The 17,436-nt window shown below is 57.5% G+C and carries 17 protein-coding genes, 3 tRNA genes and 1 other RNA gene; 12 read left to right on the top strand and 9 right to left on the bottom strand.

Annotated elements, in window-relative coordinates; translation table 11 throughout:
• Window positions 1–15: 15 nt before the first annotated feature.
• From PFH44_RS09060 to PFH44_RS09045, 4 genes are all read left to right on the top strand, one after another.
• Window positions 16–91, top strand: a tRNA-Val gene (locus PFH44_RS09060).
• Between the two features lie 46 nt (window positions 92–137).
• Window positions 138–213 (top strand) — tRNA-Val (locus tag PFH44_RS09055).
• Window positions 214–217: 4 nt separating this feature from the next.
• Window positions 218–293 (top strand) — tRNA-Lys (locus PFH44_RS09050).
• Window positions 294–336: 43 nt separating this feature from the next.
• Window positions 337–473: non-coding RNA, RtT sRNA (locus PFH44_RS09045), on the top strand.
• 208 nt (window positions 474–681) lie between these two features.
• Here PFH44_RS09045 and PFH44_RS09040 read toward each other — a convergent pair.
• A complete protein-coding gene (locus PFH44_RS09040) occupies window positions 682–1,608 on the bottom strand; it encodes a LysR family transcriptional regulator (RefSeq protein WP_045856181.1) in 927 nt (308 codons plus the stop codon).
• Between the two features lie 89 nt (window positions 1,609–1,697).
• On the opposite strand from PFH44_RS09040, the gene PFH44_RS09035 reads away from it, so the two are divergent.
• Entirely contained in the window at window positions 1,698–2,696 is a 999-nt protein-coding gene (locus tag PFH44_RS09035; protein WP_045856183.1) for a bile acid:sodium symporter family protein, read from the top strand.
• Here the strand turns inward: PFH44_RS09035 and PFH44_RS09030 are convergent.
• From PFH44_RS09030 to zipA, 3 genes are all read right to left on the bottom strand, one after another.
• On the bottom strand, window positions 2,693–2,911 hold the full coding sequence (locus PFH44_RS09030; RefSeq protein WP_041147715.1) for a DUF3820 family protein: 219 nt from the start codon (window positions 2,909–2,911) through the stop codon (window positions 2,693–2,695). The genes PFH44_RS09035 and PFH44_RS09030 overlap by 4 nt on opposite strands.
• Before the next feature lies 1 nt (window position 2,912).
• On the bottom strand, window positions 2,913–4,928 hold the full coding sequence (gene ligA / locus PFH44_RS09025; RefSeq protein WP_045856185.1) for an NAD-dependent DNA ligase LigA: 2,016 nt from the start codon (window positions 4,926–4,928) through the stop codon (window positions 2,913–2,915).
• 74 nt (window positions 4,929–5,002) lie between these two features.
• Window positions 5,003–6,025 carry a cell division protein ZipA gene (gene zipA / locus PFH44_RS09020; RefSeq protein ID WP_283824841.1) on the bottom strand — a complete coding sequence of 341 codons (1,023 nt, stop codon included), beginning with the start codon at window positions 6,023–6,025 and terminating at the stop codon, window positions 5,003–5,005.
• 230 nt (window positions 6,026–6,255) lie between these two features.
• Between zipA and cysZ the strand changes: the two genes are divergently transcribed.
• From cysZ to crr, 5 genes are all read left to right on the top strand, one after another.
• Window positions 6,256–7,017, top strand: coding sequence for a sulfate transporter CysZ (gene cysZ / locus PFH44_RS09015; protein WP_045856451.1), 762 nt, complete (start codon window positions 6,256–6,258; stop codon window positions 7,015–7,017).
• A gap of 221 nt (window positions 7,018–7,238) precedes the next feature.
• Entirely contained in the window at window positions 7,239–8,210 is a 972-nt protein-coding gene (gene cysK, locus PFH44_RS09010; protein ID WP_041146648.1) for a cysteine synthase A, read from the top strand.
• 381 nt (window positions 8,211–8,591) lie between these two features.
• The gene (ptsH, locus tag PFH44_RS09005) at window positions 8,592–8,849 is read left to right on the top strand and encodes a phosphocarrier protein Hpr (protein ID WP_000487600.1); all 258 of its coding nucleotides are present in this window, start codon (window positions 8,592–8,594) and stop codon (window positions 8,847–8,849) included.
• Between the two features lie 44 nt (window positions 8,850–8,893).
• Window positions 8,894–10,621 carry a phosphoenolpyruvate-protein phosphotransferase PtsI gene (ptsI, locus tag PFH44_RS09000; RefSeq protein ID WP_283824840.1) on the top strand — a complete coding sequence of 576 codons (1,728 nt, stop codon included), beginning with the start codon at window positions 8,894–8,896 and terminating at the stop codon, window positions 10,619–10,621.
• A 42-nt stretch (window positions 10,622–10,663) separates the two neighbouring features.
• Complete coding sequence (gene crr / locus PFH44_RS08995) at window positions 10,664–11,173, top strand: PTS glucose transporter subunit IIA (RefSeq protein ID WP_041146650.1); 510 nt, start codon at window positions 10,664–10,666, stop codon at window positions 11,171–11,173.
• Between the two features lie 68 nt (window positions 11,174–11,241).
• Here crr and pdxK read toward each other — a convergent pair whose 3' ends face one another.
• Window positions 11,242–12,105, bottom strand: coding sequence for a pyridoxine/pyridoxal/pyridoxamine kinase (pdxK, locus tag PFH44_RS08990; protein ID WP_283824839.1), 864 nt, complete (start codon window positions 12,103–12,105; stop codon window positions 11,242–11,244).
• Window positions 12,106–12,187: 82 nt separating this feature from the next.
• Here pdxK and ptsJ point away from each other — a divergent pair, with 82 nt between their 5' ends.
• Both ptsJ and PFH44_RS08980 read left to right on the top strand, forming a co-directional pair.
• Entirely contained in the window at window positions 12,188–13,519 is a 1,332-nt protein-coding gene (ptsJ, locus tag PFH44_RS08985; protein WP_283824838.1) for a MocR-like B6 salvage transcription factor PtsJ, read from the top strand.
• Window positions 13,501–13,902 (top strand): YybH family protein, encoded by a 402-nt coding sequence (locus PFH44_RS08980; protein ID WP_283824837.1) that lies wholly within the window; start codon window positions 13,501–13,503, stop codon window positions 13,900–13,902. Before ptsJ ends, PFH44_RS08980 begins: the two co-directional genes overlap by 19 nt.
• Here PFH44_RS08980 and cysM read toward each other — a convergent pair.
• From cysM to cysT, 4 genes are all read right to left on the bottom strand, one after another.
• Entirely contained in the window at window positions 13,899–14,810 is a 912-nt protein-coding gene (gene cysM, locus PFH44_RS08975; RefSeq protein WP_045856199.1) for a cysteine synthase CysM, read from the bottom strand. The two genes, PFH44_RS08980 and cysM, sit on opposite strands and share 4 nt — an antisense overlap.
• A 127-nt stretch (window positions 14,811–14,937) precedes the next feature.
• The gene (gene cysA / locus PFH44_RS08970) at window positions 14,938–16,032 is read right to left on the bottom strand and encodes a sulfate/thiosulfate ABC transporter ATP-binding protein CysA (protein ID WP_123710300.1); all 1,095 of its coding nucleotides are present in this window, start codon (window positions 16,030–16,032) and stop codon (window positions 14,938–14,940) included.
• Entirely contained in the window at window positions 16,022–16,897 is an 876-nt protein-coding gene (cysW, locus tag PFH44_RS08965; protein WP_045856202.1) for a sulfate/thiosulfate ABC transporter permease CysW, read from the bottom strand. The genes cysA and cysW overlap by 11 nt, the downstream gene beginning before the upstream one ends.
• On the bottom strand, window positions 16,897–17,436 hold a 540-nt coding region (gene cysT / locus PFH44_RS08960; RefSeq protein ID WP_283824836.1), incomplete at its 5' end, for a sulfate ABC transporter permease subunit CysT. The genes cysT and cysW, both read right to left, overlap by 1 nt.

The following is a 17,436-nucleotide window of genomic DNA, read 5'->3' as shown; positions in this document are numbered from 1 at the left end:
AAGAAATTGAGAAGTGGGTGATTAGCTCAGCTGGGAGAGCACCTCCCTTACAAGGAGGGGGTCGGCGGTTCGATCCCGTCATCACCCACCACTTTCTCGCCAGCTGGATTTCTTGCAATAAAATGAAGTACCGAAGTGGGTGATTAGCTCAGCTGGGAGAGCACCTCCCTTACAAGGAGGGGGTCGGCGGTTCGATCCCGTCATCACCCACCACTTCGGGTCGTTAGCTCAGTTGGTAGAGCAGTTGACTTTTAATCAATTGGTCGCAGGTTCGAATCCTGCACGACCCACCATATTTAGAAAAAAGCGCCTTTTGGCGCTTTTTTCGTTTCTGCACACCGTGCTCCACCGTGCAGGATGAGAACCTGCTGCAGGTTCGACAAAATCGCCGGGAGCGATTTTGCATCGCCGCCTGCGGCGACCCGCAGGGCGAGTCTCAGGATGAGACGAGTGATATCCTGCACGACCCACCAATGTAAAAAGGCGCCCTAAAGGCGCCTTTTGCTATGCGCAGAACTTAACGATTCGAACCTGCTGCAGGTTCGACAAAATCGTCGGGAACGATTTTGCATCGCCGCCTGCGGCGACCCGCAGGGCGAGTCTCAGGATGAGACGAGTGATATCCTGCACGGCCCACAGCTCACCCCCTCACTTTTCTTTTATTTTCGCACCACGCCGACCTCACCGCTGATACAGCGGATCCTCGGTTCTGCCTGCGGTCAGCGTATTCCCCTCTTCACGCACCACCTCCCACAGCGCCTGGGCGGCGGTTGAAAGCGAGCGTTTTTTGCGCTGCGCCAGCATCAGCTGACGCTCAACGACCGGCGTTAGCCGCTTAACCCGCAAATGGCTGCCCTGAGGCAGCGGTAGCGCCAGCGCCGGTAGGATGCTGATACCAATTCCTGACTCCACCATCGGAAACAGCGTCGCCGGATGCCCAATCTCCTGCACAATATTGGCGTCAATGCCAAAGCGCGCCAGCGCGGCGTCAATCAGCGGCCGGCTGCCGGAGGCGTAGTCCTGCAATACCAGCCGCTGCTGCTGAAGATCCTGCCAGCTCACCGATGCCCTTTCGGCAAAAGGATGGTCCTCCCGGCATAAAAGCAAAAACGGCTCAGACAGGACCGTCTCACACTGCAAATCCGTCGCGGCGCCGGGATCGATAACAATGCCAAAATCCACCTCTCCCTGGCGAATGCTCTCCAGAACCCACTGCTGAGGGCGATCGTGGAGCACAAAATCAATCTCCGGGTAACGCTGATTGCTGTGGGCAATACACTGGGGGATGAGGTGAGCGGAAATCGTCTGGCTGGCGGCAACCCGCACGGTTCCCGTCAGCTGCTGGCCCACGCGTCCGGCGTCGCGCAGCGTACTGTTCAGCTCGTCCAGCAGCCGCTCAAGCCGACCCGCCAGCTGATGCCCCGCCTCCGTCAGCACCACCTCCCGGGTGGTTCTGTCGAGCAGCCGCACGCCGGTCTGATGCTCCAGCTCCTTGACGCTATGGCTCACCGCCGACTGGCTGAGCCCAATCATCTCCCCTGCCCGGCTGAAGCTTCTCGCCCTGGCGACGGTGACAAATACCTTTAACTGACGCAGCGAATAATTCATCTTTTTTATTCATGAATAGATGCAATAAATCAATTTTATTTCTCAAACTAAAAAAAGCACAATAGCGAAATCGATTTTCAGGAGCGATTATGAAATTTTTCCGCATTCTTGACCCGTTTACCCTTACCCTGGTTACCGTCGTCCTGCTGGCCTCCTTTTTCCCGGCGCGCGGCGAATTTGTCCCCTTCTTTGAACACCTCACCACTGCGGCCATTGCCCTGCTGTTCTTTATGCACGGCGCAAAGCTCTCCCGCGAGGCGATTATCTCCGGCGGCGGCCACTGGCGTTTGCATCTGTGGGTGATGTGCAGCACCTTTATCGTCTTCCCCGTTTTGGGGGTGCTGTTTGCGTGGTGGGCGCCGATAAACGTCGATCCAGCGCTCTATACCGGCTTTATTTATCTCTGCATTCTGCCCGCTACCGTACAGTCAGCGATCGCCTTCACTTCGCTGGCTGGCGGAAACGTAGCGGCGGCCGTATGCTCAGCCTCGGCATCGAGCCTGCTGGGAATTTTCATTTCACCGCTGCTGGTCGGGCTACTGATGAATCTGCACGGCGCCGGCGGCAGCCTGGAGCAGGTCGGCAAGATTATGCTGCAGCTTCTGCTGCCGTTCGTCCTCGGTCATCTGTCCCGTCCGTGGATTGGCGCATGGGTGGCGCGGCATAAAAAATGGATTTCAAAAACCGACCAGACCTCTATCCTGCTGGTGGTCTACTCGGCGTTTAGTGAGGCGGTGGTGAACGGTATCTGGCATAAAGTCGGTCCAGGCTCGCTGCTTTTCATCGTCGCCGTGAGCATCGTGCTGCTGGCCATCGTTATCGCCATTAACGTCTTTGTGGCGCGCAAATGCGGCTTCAATAAAGCGGATGAAATTACCATTGTCTTCTGCGGATCGAAAAAGAGCCTGGCAAACGGGATCCCGATGGCCAATATTCTCTTTCCGACCTCGATTCTGGGGATCATGGTGCTGCCGCTGATGATTTTCCATCAGATCCAGCTGATGGTGTGCGCCGTGCTGGCACGACGCTATAAACGACAGGCGGAAGAGCGGCTGGCGCGTGAAAGCGCCAGCGCGCCAGAGGCTTAACGCGGCTGCTTGAGGGGCTGAACCAGCTGGGTCAGCCCTTCGGTTTTAATCAATAGGGTTAACGCCATCAGCTCGCCAAGATGCCCGGCGGGAAACTGCTCCTTACGGGCAAACCACAGCAAATACTCTTCAGGCACGTCAATCAAACGACGGCCTTTATATTTGCCAAACGGCATTTCCGTATTGGCAATCTCGATAAGCCGTTCCTTATCCACGTTAATCTCCCAACAGCCGCAGCATTTCGGCCTCATCGATCACCGCAATACCCAGCTCCTGCGCTTTAGCCAGCTTCGACCCCGCCGCTTCCCCGGCAATCACCAGATCGGTTTTCTTCGATACGCTGCCCGCGACTTTCGCCCCCAGCGCCACCAGCCGCGCTTTGGCATCATCACGGGACAGCAGGCTCAGGCTGCCGGTCAGGACCACGGTTTTGCCGGCAAACGGGCTATCGATCTCTTCGGCGTTGACCACCACCGGCGCGGGCCAGCGGACGCCCTCCGCGCGCAGCTGGGCAATAACCTCACGGTTGCTCTCTTCAGCAAAGAAATTACGCACGTGGGTAGCCACCACAATGCCGACGTCCGGCACCTTCTGCAGATCGTCAATGGATGCCTGCTCGAGCGCCTCAATCGTCGCAAAATGCGCCGCCAGCCCCGCGGCCGTTGCTTCGCCGACCTCACGAATGCCAAGCGCATACAGGAAGCGGGCAAAGGTTGTTTCTTTCGATTTTTCCAGCGAATTGACCACGTTTTGCGCCGACTTTGGCCCCATGCGCTCAAGACCGGTGAGCTTACCCGGGCTTAAGCGGAACAGGTCGGCCGGCGTGTGCACGTACTCTTTCTCAACCAGCTGGTCGATGATCTTGTCGCCCATGCCCTCAACGTCTAACGCGCGACGGGAAACGAAGTGCTTTAAGGCCTCTTTACGCTGCGCGCCGCAAATTAATCCGCCGGTACAGCGCGTCACCACTTCGCCTTCCACGCGCTCAACGTCTGAATGACATACCGGGCAGTGGGTCGGGAAGAGGATTTCACGCGTATCTTCCGGACGTTCGGAGAGCACAACGTTAACCACCTGAGGAATAACGTCCCCGGCGCGGCGGATCACCACCTTATCGCCGATCCGCAGACCCAGGCGTTCAATTTCATCGGCGTTGTGCAGGGTGGCGTTACTCACCAGCACGCCGGCAACATGGACCGGCTCGAGGCGCGCCACCGGCGTGATTGCTCCGGTACGGCCAACCTGGAACTCCACGTCGCGCACGAAGGTCATCTGCTCCTGAGCGGGGAACTTAAAGGCGACGGCCCAGCGCGGGGCGCGGGCGACAAAGCCGAGCTGCTCCTGAAGCGCCAGAGAATCCACTTTGATGACCACGCCGTCGATATCAAAACCTAACGTCGGGCGGTCCTCCTCAACTTTACGATAGTAAGTAAGCACTTCCTCTGGAGTGCGGCAGAGCGTTACGCGCTCGCTAACCGGCAATCCCCAGGCCTTAAACTGCTGCAGACGTCCGGAGTGACTCGCCGGCAGCTCGCCGCCTTCCAGCACACCCACGCCGTAGCAAAAGAAAGTAAGCGGTCGCTTCGCTGTGATCCGCGGGTCGAGCTGGCGCAGGGAACCTGCGGCCGCATTGCGCGGGTTAGCAAAGACCTTGCCGCCGCTGCGACGCGCCTCGTCGTTAATTTTTTCGAACCCGGCCTGCGGCAGGAACACTTCGCCGCGCACTTCCAGGCGCGCAGGAATATTGTCACCGCGCAGCTTCAGCGGGATCGCGCGAATCGTCCGCACATTAGAGGTAATATCCTCGCCGGTGGTGCCGTCGCCGCGCGTTGCCGCCTGCACCAGCACGCCGTTTTCGTACAGAATACTCACCGCCAGCCCGTCCAGCTTCAGCTCACAGCAGTAGACCAGATCGTCGCTGCTTTTCAGCCGGTCCTGAACGCGCTTGTTAAACGCGAGGAAGCTCTCTTCGTCAAAGACGTTATCCAGCGAAAGCATCGGTACTTCATGGCGAATCTGGCTAAAGGAGGCCAGCGGAGCCGCGCCCACGCGCTGAGTCGGCGAGTCGGCGACGATGAGTTCGGGATGCTCGGCTTCCAGCTCGCGTAGTTCGCGCATCAGCCGGTCATATTCCGCATCGGGAACTTCAGGGGTATCCATAACGTGGTACAGATATTCATGATGGCGAAGCGTGGTTCGCAGTTCAGTCAGTTTTTGTTCGATCGGTTCCATATCGCACCATCAATGATAAAAAACCCCCGACGGGCGGGGGTTCAGGATTGGGAGACGAAACGCAGGTCGGTGAATCAGGCGTTAGCCTCTTTCACTTCACGAATACGGTCTTGATATTCACGCATTTTCTGCGGAGTCATCATCCGACGCTGATCGTCCAACACCACGCCACCGACTTCGTCAGCGATGTACTGTGCAGACTGCAGCATCAGCTTAAAGTTTTGCAGCTCGTCGCCGAAGGACGGCACCTGCATAAAGATAGTGACCCCAGGCGTCGTCATATCCGCCATGCTGTCCGGGTTGAAGGTACCGGGTTTCACCATATTCGCGAGGCTGAACAGGACCTGGCCACTGCCGTCCGGGCTGAGATGACGATGGAAGATATTCATATCGCCAAATTTGAAGCCCGCCTGCTGGATGCTGTTGATCAACACTTCACCGTTGATCTGCGAGCCCTGATGCGCAGACACGTTCATCACGATGACCGTCTCTTTACGCTCTTTTGGCTGAGGGGCTGCCGGCGCGGGTTCCGCAATCGCCGGTTCAGGCGCTGGCTGAGCCGGTGCGGCGGCTGGCTGGACCGGAGCTGGCTGCGGCTGCGGTGCGCTCTGTACAGCCGGCTGCTGAGGCGCCTGCTGCGGCTGCGCTACGGGCTGATGCTGCACTGGCTGCTGTGGCGCGGGCTGCTGCGGTACCGGCTGATGCTGAGGCGCGCTGGTTTGCGGCTGCGGAGCCTGCGGCTGGTGATGGGCAGGCTGCGGCTGGCGAACGGGTTCCTCCGCGCGCGCGGGCGGCTGCACCTGACGTTCGTAAGGCGGCTGATACTGGTGTTGCGGCGTCTGACGAGGTGCCTCCTGCTCCCCACTGTGACCATTGGGGGCGTGGTTAACCCGGTGAACGCGAACTTCACCTACGCCATCGTCATCAAAGTCATCGCTTTCAGACTCTTCGTCGTCGCGAGACTTCATACGTTTTAGTGGGCGATCGCGAAACATCGAGGAACGTTCTTTACGGCTGGTCCAGAAACCGTGTACCAGTAAAGCGATTATGGCGATCGCGCCAACAATGATTAATATCAGACGCAAATCCTGCATCATTATATTCTCTGTTGTTCTAACACCTTGCCACCACGGCAAACATTTACTTACTAAGAGTATTTGTCGATTACGCCGAGTGCAAGTGGGTCTGCCTCTTTCACTACATAAAGATGAACTAAATCGTGCTTTTTGCTGCTTTTTCGAACATTTCCTAACTGGTTATTGTCTGGCAACCCGATAAAATAAGCGGGCATTCAGCCTGAATGCCAAAAAAGGAGCATCGCCTGACCATGGTTTCAACATCCACCACTTCCCCGCGTAGCGGCGTTTACTATTTTTCGCAGGGCTGGAAACTGATCGGGCTGCCGGGAATTCGTCGTTTCGTATTTTTGCCTTTATTAGTCAATATTATCCTGATGGGCGGTGCCTTCTGGTGGCTGTTCACGCGCCTTGATAGCTGGATCCCCTCGCTGATGAGCCACGTGCCGGAATGGCTGAGCTGGCTCAACTATCTGCTGTGGCCGGTCATGGTCATCTCCATTCTGCTGGTCTTCGGCTACTTTTTCTCCACCATTGCCAACTGGATTGCCGCCCCCTTTAGCGGCCTGCTGGCGGAGCAGCTGGAGGCGCGCCTAACCGGCGCCACGCCTCCCGACGTCGGCGTATTCGGCATCATGAAAGATGTTCCGCGCATCATGAAGCGTGAGTGGCAAAAGTTTTCCTGGTATCTGCCGCGCGCCATCATCCTGCTGATCCTGTACTTCATTCCGGGCATCGGCCAGACCGTGGCGCCGGTGCTGTGGTTCCTGTTTAGCGCGTGGATGCTGGCTATTCAGTACTGCGACTATCCGTTTGATAATCACAAGGTACCCTTTAAAACCATGCGTGAGGCGCTGCGTACGCGCAAAATCACCAATATGCAGTTTGGCGCGCTGACCAGCCTGTTCACCATGATCCCGGTCCTCAACCTCGTTATCCTGCCGGTGGCCATTTGCGGCGCAACGGCGATGTGGGTCGACTGCTATCGCGATAAACATGCGATGTGGAAATAGGCCCTGACGGATGAGCCAGGCCCATGGATGGGCCAAAAATCGCGGCTTCGCAGCCCTCATTTTCAGCGCTACCGGGCGACGGCTTATGCCGCGCCTTATTCCTTCTGGCTTGCCATTATTTCCCTTACGAATATAGATATGCTAAATCCTTACTTCCGCATATTCTTTAAGCGGGTATGCTGAAGCCGTACTCCCAAATTTCATACAGTTAAGGACGGGCCATGAGTAAGATTTTTGAAGATAACTCCCTGACTATCGGTCATACGCCGCTAGTCCGACTGAACCGAATCGGTAACGGACGCATCCTGGCAAAGGTTGAATCTCGCAACCCGAGCTTTAGCGTTAAATGCCGTATCGGTGCCAATATGATTTGGGATGCTGAAAAACGCGGAGTATTGAAGGCGGGCGTTGAGCTGGTAGAACCGACCAGCGGCAACACCGGTATCGCCCTCGCCTACGTCGCCGCAGCCCGCGGCTACAAGCTGACGCTGACCATGCCGGAAACCATGAGCATCGAACGCCGTAAGCTGCTGAAAGCGCTGGGTGCCAACCTGGTACTGACCGAAGGCGCGAAAGGCATGAAAGGGGCGATTCAAAAAGCCGAAGAAATCGTTGCCAGCAACCCGGAAAAATATCTGCTGCTGCAGCAGTTCAGCAACCCGGCAAACCCGGAAATCCATGAAAAGACCACCGGTCCGGAAATCTGGGAAGATACCGATGGTCAGGTTGACGTCTTTATCTCCGGCGTCGGCACCGGCGGTACGCTGACCGGCGTAAGTCGCTACATTAAAGGCACCAAGGGCAAAAAAGATCTGATTACCGTTGCGGTCGAGCCGACCGATTCACCGGTGATCGCTCAGGCGCTGGCGGGCCAGGAGCTCAAGCCAGGCCCGCACAAAATTCAGGGGATCGGCGCCGGCTTTATTCCAGGCAACCTCGATCTGAAGCTGGTCGATAAAGTCGTGGCCATCACCAACGAAGAGGCTATCTCCACCGCCCGTCGCCTGATGGATGAAGAAGGTATCCTCGCCGGTATCTCCTCCGGCGCAGCCGTCGCCGCCGCGCTTAAGCTGCAGGAAGATGAGGCCTTTACCAATAAGAATATAGTGGTTATCCTACCTTCTTCTGGTGAGCGTTATTTAAGCACAGCCCTGTTTGCCGATCTCTTCACCGAGAAAGAACTGCAACAGTGATGCCAGCTTGTAAGTATCGTGTAAAAAAGCACCTTTTTAGGTGCTTTTTTGTGGCACACGTCAAAGTTTTACCCCTCCTGGCATTGATTCACCGCGTAGGGTCTGGTATTTAACCAGCACATTTATTTTGATGCGCGAAATTATTCAGAATTGGATTTCCATAAGCTGAATCGATTTTATGATTTGGTTCAAGTCTTCCTTTCGCGGCATAATGTTTAATGACGTGCCAGACGTCAACGGCCAGATGGTCCTCACAGCGGTTCACCGCTGCCGACACCTTAGCCAGACACGTAACGCCGGCGCTAACAATACAGGCTAAAGCCTGGCCGTTAGGCTAGACTTTAGGTCCACAACACTAAACCTATAAGTTGGGGAAATATAATGTTCCAGCAAGAAGTTACCATTACCGCTCCGAACGGTCTGCACACCCGCCCTGCTGCTCAGTTTGTTAAAGAAGCTAAAGGCTTTACTTCTGAGATCACTGTTACCTCCAACGGCAAAAGCGCCAGCGCCAAAAGCCTGTTCAAACTGCAAACTCTGGGTCTGACTCAGGGTACCGTAGTCACCATCTCCGCTGAAGGCGAAGATGAGCAGAAAGCAGTTGAGCATCTGGTAAAACTGATGGCTGAACTCGAATAAGTTCACGGGTTCTTTTTAATATCAGTCACAAGTAAGGTAGGGTTATGATTTCAGGCATTTTAGCATCCCCGGGTATCGCTTTCGGTAAGGCTCTCCTGCTGAAAGAAGACGAAATTGTCATCGACCGGAAGAAAATTTCTGCCGATAAGGTTGATCAGGAAATTGAACGTTTCCTGAGTGGCCGCACCAAGGCCTCCGCCCAGCTGGAGGTCATCAAAACCAAAGCTGGTGAAACTTTCGGTGAAGAAAAAGAAGCCATCTTCGAAGGGCACATCATGCTGCTGGAAGATGAGGAGCTTGAGCAGGAAATCATAGCCCTGATTAAAGATAAGCACATGACTGCCGACGCGGCAGCTAATGAAATTATCGAAGGCCAGGCTATCGCTCTGGAAGAGCTGGATGATGAATACCTGAAAGAGCGTGCGGCTGACGTACGCGATATTGGTAAGCGCCTGCTGCGTAACATCCTTGGCCTGGCTATCATCGATCTGAGCGCGATTCAGGATGAAGTCATTCTGGTTGCCGCCGATCTTACCCCGTCAGAAACTGCACAGCTGAACCTGAATAAGGTGCTGGGCTTTATCACCGACGCGGGCGGCCGTACTTCCCACACCTCCATCATGGCGCGCTCCCTTGAGCTGCCGGCAATTGTCGGCACCGGTAGCGTCACCACGCAGGTGAAAAACGGCGACTATCTGGTGCTTGACGCGGTCAACAACCAGGTGCTGGTTAACCCAAGCAACGAACAAATTGAAGAGCTGCGCGATCTGCAGGCTCAGGTCGCTGAAGAGAAAGCCGAGCTGGCGAAGCTGAAAGATCTGCCGGCCATCACGCTCGACGGCCATCAGGTTGAAGTGTGCGCCAACATCGGTACCGTTCGCGATATCGACGGCGCTGAACGTAACGGCGCGGAAGGCGTAGGCCTGTACCGTACCGAATTCCTGTTCATGGACCGCGACGCGCTGCCGACTGAAGAAGAACAGTTCGCCGCCTACAAAGCGGTAGCTGAAGCGTGCGGCTCTCAGGCCGTTATCGTTCGCACCATGGATATCGGCGGCGATAAAGAGCTGCCGTACATGAACTTCCCGAAAGAAGAGAACCCGTTCCTCGGCTGGCGTGCCGTGCGTATCGCGATGGATCGTAAAGAGATCCTGCGTGACCAGGTCCGCGCCATCCTGCGTGCCTCTGCTTTCGGTAAGCTGCGCATCATGTTCCCGATGATCATCTCCGTTGAAGAAGTGCGTGCGCTGAAGAAAGAGATTGAAATCTATAAGCAGGAACTGCGTGACGAAGGTAAAGCATTTGACGAAACAATCGAAGTTGGCGTGATGGTTGAAACGCCGGCTGCTGCCACGATTGCCCGTCACTTAGCGAAGGAAGTTGATTTCTTTAGTATCGGAACCAATGATTTAACGCAGTATACTCTGGCAGTTGACCGTGGTAATGATATGATTTCACATCTTTACCAGCCAATGTCGCCATCCGTCCTGACGCTGATTAAGCAAGTTATTGATGCTTCTCACACTGAAGGCAAATGGACCGGCATGTGTGGTGAGCTTGCGGGCGATGAACGTGCTACACTTCTGTTGCTGGGTATGGGGCTGGACGAATTCTCTATGAGCGCCATTTCCATCCCGCGCATTAAGAAGATTATTCGTAACACGAACTTCGAAGATGCGAAAGTATTAGCAGAGCAGGCTCTTGCTCAACCGACAACGGACGAGTTAATGACGCTGGTTAACAAGTTCATTGAAGAAAAAACAATCTGCTAATCCATAAGATGCGCGGCCCAAATTACTGCTTAGGAGAAGATCATGGGTTTGTTCGATAAATTGAAATCTCTGGTTTCTGATGACAAAAAAGACACCGGAACTATTGAGATTATTGCTCCGCTCTCTGGCGAGATCGTTAACATCGAAGACGTGCCGGATGTAGTTTTTGCAGAAAAAATTGTGGGTGATGGCATCGCCATCAAGCCTACCGGCAACAAAATGGTTGCGCCGGTAGACGGTACCATCGGTAAAATCTTTGAAACCAACCATGCGTTCTCTATCGAATCCGATAGCGGCATCGAGCTGTTCGTTCACTTCGGTATTGATACCGTTGAGCTGAAAGGCGAAGGCTTCAAGCGTATTGCTGAAGAAGGCCAGCGCGTGAAAATCGGTGACCCGGTTATCGAATTTGACCTGCCGCTGCTGGAAGAGAAAGCCAAGTCTACCCTGACTCCGGTTGTTATCTCCAACATGGACGAGATCAAAGAGCTGATCAAACTGTCCGGTAGCGTGACCGTGGGTGAAACTCCGGTTATTCGCATCAAGAAGTAATTCTTGCTGCAGAAAAATGGCGCCTTCTGGCGCCATTTTTTTTATCTCAGCATCGCCGAATCCGGCCGTTACCCTCTTCCCGGCGCTGGCAGGATCAGCTCATCGCTACCGTGCTCCGCGGTCCAGGTCATCACCGCCAGCACCCGCTGCGCCGCCGCGCGCGACGCGTCACCTAACGCCTGTCCGCTCACTAAACCGCTGATCAGCTCGGCGCAGAAAAGATCGCCCGTGCCCTTCAGATCCGTCTCTACCCGCGGATGGATAACCACCTCCACCGACTCTGCCGTCACTACCAGCACATTCATGGTGGCGCTATCGAGGCCCGGCGCGCTGGTGATAACCACCCATTTCAGCGTTTCGGACAGCAGGCTACGCGCGGCATTCACCGCCTCCTGCTGGCTGCGGCAGGACATACCGCTGAGCGTTTCCAGCTCAAAGAGGTTAGGCGTGATCCCCTGGGCCAGCGGCAGCAGGTGGCGACGGTAGGCCTCCGGGATTTCGGCCTTAACGTAGATACCGCTGTCAACGTCGCCGATCACCGGATCGACCAGAATACACAGCTCAGGATGGCTGTCGCGGATCCGCATCAGCCACTGCGCCAGACGCTCAATCTGCACCGCGCTCCCCATATAGCCCGCGGTAACCGCCCGCAGCTCGCGTAGCGCATCGCGCTCTTCCAGCGCGCGCAGATAGCCAACGAACCACTCTTCCGGGATCACCCCGCCATAGTACGTATCGTAGTGCGGCGTATTGCTAAACAGCACCGTCGGTACCGCCATGACCCGCAGGCCGTGCTGTTCGATTGCCGGCACTGCGATGCTGTTGCCCACGCTGCCGTAAACGACCTGCGACTGCACGGCAACGATATCGACCTGCAGCGCCCGGCTTTTGTCATTGAAGAGCACCGATTGTATTTCGTCTTGCTGGCCCATCCCGTCTCCCCCCGCTGGACAGCGGGTTATACCCTGATTATTATTCGTCTTATGCTAAAATTCATTTTGTCATAGGTCAATAATGTTCGCCGGAAAAACCGCCAATGATATCTTCGATAACATCCGTCATCTGGTGCAGAGCGGAACGTTACAACCCGGCGACATGCTGCCTCCGGTTCGCGAGCTGGCTACCAGACTTGCCGTTAACCGCAATACCGTCGCCGCGGCCTATAAGCGCCTGGTGACCTCCGGCCTGGCCGTAAGCCAGGGGCGCAACGGTACGGCAATCAGAGCCCCCGGCGCGCCAATGGTGCTCGAAGGCAGCGCCCAGGGCTCCGCGCTGAACGATATTTCCGGCGGCAACCCCGATCCGCGGCGTCTCCCCGACCTCACCCGCTACCTTCCTGGCCTCAGCCCGGCTCCGCGCCTGTACGGCAGCGCCGCCGTCGACCCGAAGCTGGCCCGCTGGGCGCACGACTGGGTGCAAAAAGACGTGAAAGCTGAGAGCGAAATCAATCTCACCAGCGGCGCGATTGACGCCCTGGAGCGGCTCCTGTGCGCGCTGCTGCTGCCCGGCGATCGGGTGGTGGTGGAAGACCCCTGCTTTCTCAGCAGCATCAACATGCTGCGCTATGCCGGTTTTAACGCCTGTCCGGCGCCGGTCGATAGCGAAGGCATGCAGCCCGCCGCGCTGGAGGAGGCGTTACGCCAGGGCGCCCGGGCGGTCATTATCACCCCGCGCGCGCACAATCCCACCGGCTGCAGCCTGAGCGAGGCGCGGGCCGCGGCGATCCGCGAAATCCTGGCCCGCTACCCGCAGGTGCTGGTCATTCTCGACGACCATTTTGCGCTGCTCTCCTCCACGCCGTGGCACTCTCCTCTGCCCGAGGAGACGCGGCGCTGGGCGCTGATTCGCTCGATGTCAAAGGCGCTGGGGCCCGACTTGCGGCTGGCGGTTGTCGCCAGCGATCCCGCCACCTCGGCGGCGCTGAGGCTGCGCCTCAACTCGGGCAGCCAGTGGGTCAGCCATCTGCTGCAGGACCTGGTGCTGGCCTGTCTGAACGATCGTGCGTTTACCGCCTCCCTGGCGCAAACCCGCCGCGCCTACCGCCAGCGTAATGAAAGGCTGGCCAGCGCCCTTACCCGCCGCGGTATCGATAACCCTGGCCCCGGCGATGGCCTGAACTTTTGGCTTCCGCTGTCGGCACCGAGCCAGCCGCTTGCGCTACGCCTGGCCCGCGCCGGTTGGCTGGTGCGCGAAGGCGAGCCCTTTGGCATTCGCGCGCCGTCGTATGGATTACGGCTCTCGCTCGCCGCCCTCACTCCCGATGAGATTGACCGGCTGGCCGGGGATCTCCATCACGCGCTTTCCCCACACAAACCGGAGTCAATATCATGTCAAACCCGCAGCTGAAAGCGGCCATCGAAGCCTGCGATCGGGCTATCTCGCAGGAAGACTACGCCACCTTAATGACTTACTACGCGGAAGACGCCGTGCTGGTCGTTAAGCCGGGAATGGTGGTCAGGGGCAAAGAGAATATCCGTAAGGCTTTCGTCGCGATTGCCGACTATTTTCAGCATCGGCTGGTCGTCACCCAGGGAAAAATGGAGATTATTGAAGGCGCGGGAAATGCGCTGGTGATAATGGAAACGCGGCTGGATATCCCCACCGCGGAGGGTGGTTCAACGCAGGTCACTCGCCGCGCGACCTACGTTTTCCAGCTGCAGAACGATCGCTGGCTCTGCAGCGTTGATAACTCCTACGGCACCGACCTGCTGGACCAGCCGCCGGTTTAAATACCCGCGCCCTGGGCAAAGTGCTCTTCGCCAAACACGCCGGTGGAGAGGTAGCGATCGCCGCGATCGCAGACGATCGCTACCACCACCGCCCCGGGATTTTCCCGGGCAATACGCAGCGCGCCGGCCACCGCCCCGCCGGAGCTTACGCCGCAAAAAATGCCTTCCTGGATAGCCAGCATACGCATGGTGTTTTCCGCATCCTGCTGATGAATATCCAGCACCGCGTCCACCAGCGAGGCGTTAAAAATGCCCGGCATATACTCCGCCGGCCAGCGGCGGATGCCCGGAATGCTGCTCCCCTCCTCCGGCTGCAGGCCGACAATACTCACCGGTTTATGCTGCTCGCGCAGGAAGCGTGAAACGCCGGTAATCGTACCGGTCGTCCCCATGCTGGAGACAAAATGGCTGATGCGCCCCTCGGTCTGCTGCCAAATTTCCGGCCCGGTGGTGGTGTAGTGCGCGTAGGGGTTATCGGGATTATTGAACTGATCCAGCAGCCTGCCTTCGCCACGCTGCGCCATCTCGGCGGCGAGGTCGCGCGCGCCTTCCATTCCCTGCTCTTTGGTGACCAAAATCAGCTCGGCGCCGTATGCCCGCATGGCGGCGCGGCGCTCCTGGCTCATATTATCGGGCATCAGCAGCTTCATCTGATAGCCTTTCAGCGCCGCAATCATCGCCAGCGCGATGCCGGTATTGCCGCTGGTCGCTTCAATCAGCACGTCGCCGGGCGCGATTTCGCCACGTTTTTCCGCCTCGACGATCATCGAAAGCGCGGCGCGGTCCTTAACGGAACCCGCCGGGTTATTGCCTTCCAGTTTGACCCAGATTTCGCTGCCGTTGTCCGGCCCCAGGCGCTGCAGTTTAACCAGAGGAGTATTGCCGATGGTTTGTTCTAATGTATTCACGGTTTTTACCCAATAAAAAGGCCGGGGTCTGAGTTTACCCGGCCTGCAAACGTCCCCGGATGGCGCTGCATCCGGGCTACCTAATCCTTGCCGTCGCCTGAACGACGATAAACTGAGGGTTAAGCTATCAGGCAGATTCTGCCAGAGCAAGCTCCTCGCGCGGCTCGATGCGCTCTTTGCCGTTGTACAGGCGCGCGTTTTGCAAGCCGACAAACAGACGTTCGCCGCGGTACGGCGCGTCATCGCCGGGCAGGACCACGGTCAGCGGCTCGTCATACCACCCGAGCGGCTGCACGACTAATTGGGTGTAGTGGCCTTTCGGGCTGGCTTCCAGCACCTGTACCGGCAGCGGTGAATCAAGGCTGGTACGGCGGCTGATATCGACCTCCCACGGACGCAGGAACAGATCGACCGGCCCCTGATACGCCGGGGTATAGCCCAACGGCCAGCGGTGGGCGCCAACGTGGAACTGGCCGCCGCGGATGGTCCCCTTCAGGCGGTTAACTTCGCCCATAAACTCCAGCACGAAGCGGGTAGAAGGTTCGCGCCACACCCGTTCCGGGGCGTCGGCCTGCTCGATGCTGCCCTGGCTCATGACCACCACGCGATCGGCGACTTCCATCGCCTCTTCCTGATCGTGGGTCACAAACACGCTGGTAAACTTCAGCTCTTCATGCAGCTGACGCAGCCAGCGGCGGAGCTCTTTACGCACCTGGGCATCCAGCGCGCCGAAGGGCTCATCAAGCAGCAGAATCTGCGGCTCAACGGCCAGCGCGCGCGCAAGGGCCACGCGCTGTTTCTGACCGCCGGAGAGCTGCGCCGGATAGCGATCGGCAAGATGCGCCAGCTGCACCATTTCCAGCAGCTTCGTCACCTTAGCCTTGATCCCGGCGGCGTTCGGCCGTTCGCGGCGCGGCAGCACCGTCAGGCCAAAGGCGATATTGTCGAATACCGTCATATGGCGGAACAGCGCGTAGTGCTGGAACACAAAGCCCACTTTACGATCGCGGGCGTGCACGCGGCTCACGTCGGTGCCGTGAAAGCGAATATGGCCGCTGGACTGATTCTCCAGGCCGGCAATAATGCGCAGCAGCGTCGTTTTCCCGGAGCCTGACGGCCCCAGCAGCGCGACCATCTGTCCGGAAGGGATATCCAGCGAGATATCATTCAGCACCTGGGTGCGACCAAAAGATTTCTTAATATTGGCAATCTCAATGCTCATGATTTCCCTCCAGCTGCGCGCGTTTTTCCTGATTGGCCAAACGCCACTGCACTAAACTTTTCAAAAACAGGGTCAAAATAGCCATTAACGTCAGCAGGGCTGCGGCGGTAAATGAACCCACGGTATTGTAATCCTGCTCCAGCAGCTCAATTTGCAGCGGCAGCGACAGCGTCTCGCCGCGAATTGACCCGGAGACCACCGACACCGCGCCGAACTCGCCGATGGCGCGCGCGTTGGTCAGCACCACGCCGTACAGCAGCGCCCAGCGAATATTGGGCAGCGTGACCCGACGGAACATCTGCCAGCCCGACGCGCCGAGCAGAATCGCCGCCTCATCTTCGTTGCTGCCCTGGCTCATCATCACCGGCACCAGCTCCCGCACCACAAACGGACAGGTCACGAAGATCGTTGCCAGCACCATGCCCGGCCAGGCAAACATAATTTGCAGGTTATGCTCATCCAGCCAGCCGCCAAGCGGGCCGTTAGAGCCGTAAAACAGCAGATAGACCAGCCCCGCCACCACCGGCGAAACGGCAAAAGGGATATCCAGCAGCGTCAGCAGCAGCTGGCGGCCGGGGAAGGTAAAGCGCGTCACCAGCCAGGCCAGCAGCGTACCAAACACCAGGTTCACCGGGACCGTAATCAGCGCAATCATCACCGTCAGCCAGATCGCGTGCAGCATATCCGGGTCGGCGAGGTTTTGCAGGACCGGCATCAGGCCTTTGCTAAAGGCCTGAACGAAGATGTAAACCATCGGCACGATAAGAATGAAGGCGGAAACCAGCATCCCGGTACCAATCAGAAACCATTTTCCCCAGTTGATGCGGGGCGTGTCGTAACGCTTCAATTGAGTAACTTCCGCCATTAGTGACCTACCACACGTCGACCAAAGCGACTTTGCAGGGTGTTGATGGAAAACAGCAGCAGCAGCGAAGCGGCCAGGATCACCGAGGCAATCGCGCTCGCCGCCGGGTAGTCAAACTCCTGCAGACGCACAAAAATCATCAGCGAGGTGACTTCCGTCTTCCACGCGATATTTCCGGCGATAAAGATAACCGCGCCGAACTCACCCAGGCTGCGGGTAAATGACAGGGCCACGCCGGCCAGCAGCGCCGGAGAGAGCTCCGGAAGCACGACTTTGCGGAAGCTCTGCAGACGCGTGGCGCCCAGCGTTTCCGCGGCCTCTTCGTATTCAGGACCCAGCTCTTCCAGCACCGGCTGAACGGTACGCACCACGAACGGGATGCTGGTAAAAGCCATCGCCACCGCAATACCCAGCCAGGTGTAGGTGACCTTGATATCAAACTGCGCCAGCCACTCGCCGTAAAAGCCGTTGACCGAAAACAGCGACGCCAGGGTCAGGCCCGCTACCGCCGTCGGCAGGGCAAAGGGCAGATCGATCAG

The organism is Klebsiella sp. Ech2A, assembly GCF_030078455.1.
GTDB classification, from domain to species: domain Bacteria; phylum Pseudomonadota; class Gammaproteobacteria; order Enterobacterales; family Enterobacteriaceae; genus Klebsiella; species Klebsiella terrigena.
The sequence above is the reverse complement of the archived record's forward strand: the minus strand, read 5'-3'. Positions and strand labels throughout refer to the sequence as shown.

What these genes read in the sequence shown, in the direction of transcription:
- ptsJ (WP_283824838.1), top strand. Translation starts at nt 12,188, where the DNA reads ATGTTCGCCGGAAAAACCGCCAATGATATCTTCGATAACATCCGTCAT.
- crr (WP_041146650.1), top strand. Translation starts at nt 10,664, where the DNA reads ATGGGTTTGTTCGATAAATTGAAATCTCTGGTTTCTGATGACAAAAAA.
- cysZ (WP_045856451.1), top strand. Translation starts at nt 6,256, where the DNA reads ATGGTTTCAACATCCACCACTTCCCCGCGTAGCGGCGTTTACTATTTT.
- PFH44_RS09035 (WP_045856183.1), top strand. Translation starts at nt 1,698, where the DNA reads ATGAAATTTTTCCGCATTCTTGACCCGTTTACCCTTACCCTGGTTACC.
- PFH44_RS08980 (WP_283824837.1), top strand. Translation starts at nt 13,501, where the DNA reads ATGTCAAACCCGCAGCTGAAAGCGGCCATCGAAGCCTGCGATCGGGCT.
- zipA (WP_283824841.1), bottom strand. Translation starts at nt 6,025, where the DNA reads ATGATGCAGGATTTGCGTCTGATATTAATCATTGTTGGCGCGATCGCC.
- ligA (WP_045856185.1), bottom strand. Translation starts at nt 4,928, where the DNA reads ATGGAACCGATCGAACAAAAACTGACTGAACTGCGAACCACGCTTCGC.
- cysW (WP_045856202.1), bottom strand. Translation starts at nt 16,897, where the DNA reads ATGGCGGAAGTTACTCAATTGAAGCGTTACGACACGCCCCGCATCAAC.
- ptsH (WP_000487600.1), top strand. Translation starts at nt 8,592, where the DNA reads ATGTTCCAGCAAGAAGTTACCATTACCGCTCCGAACGGTCTGCACACC.
- pdxK (WP_283824839.1), bottom strand. Translation starts at nt 12,105, where the DNA reads ATGGGCCAGCAAGACGAAATACAATCGGTGCTCTTCAATGACAAAAGC.
- cysA (WP_123710300.1), bottom strand. Translation starts at nt 16,032, where the DNA reads ATGAGCATTGAGATTGCCAATATTAAGAAATCTTTTGGTCGCACCCAG.
- PFH44_RS09040 (WP_045856181.1), bottom strand. Translation starts at nt 1,608, where the DNA reads ATGAATTATTCGCTGCGTCAGTTAAAGGTATTTGTCACCGTCGCCAGG.
- ptsI (WP_283824840.1), top strand. Translation starts at nt 8,894, where the DNA reads ATGATTTCAGGCATTTTAGCATCCCCGGGTATCGCTTTCGGTAAGGCT.
- cysK (WP_041146648.1), top strand. Translation starts at nt 7,239, where the DNA reads ATGAGTAAGATTTTTGAAGATAACTCCCTGACTATCGGTCATACGCCG.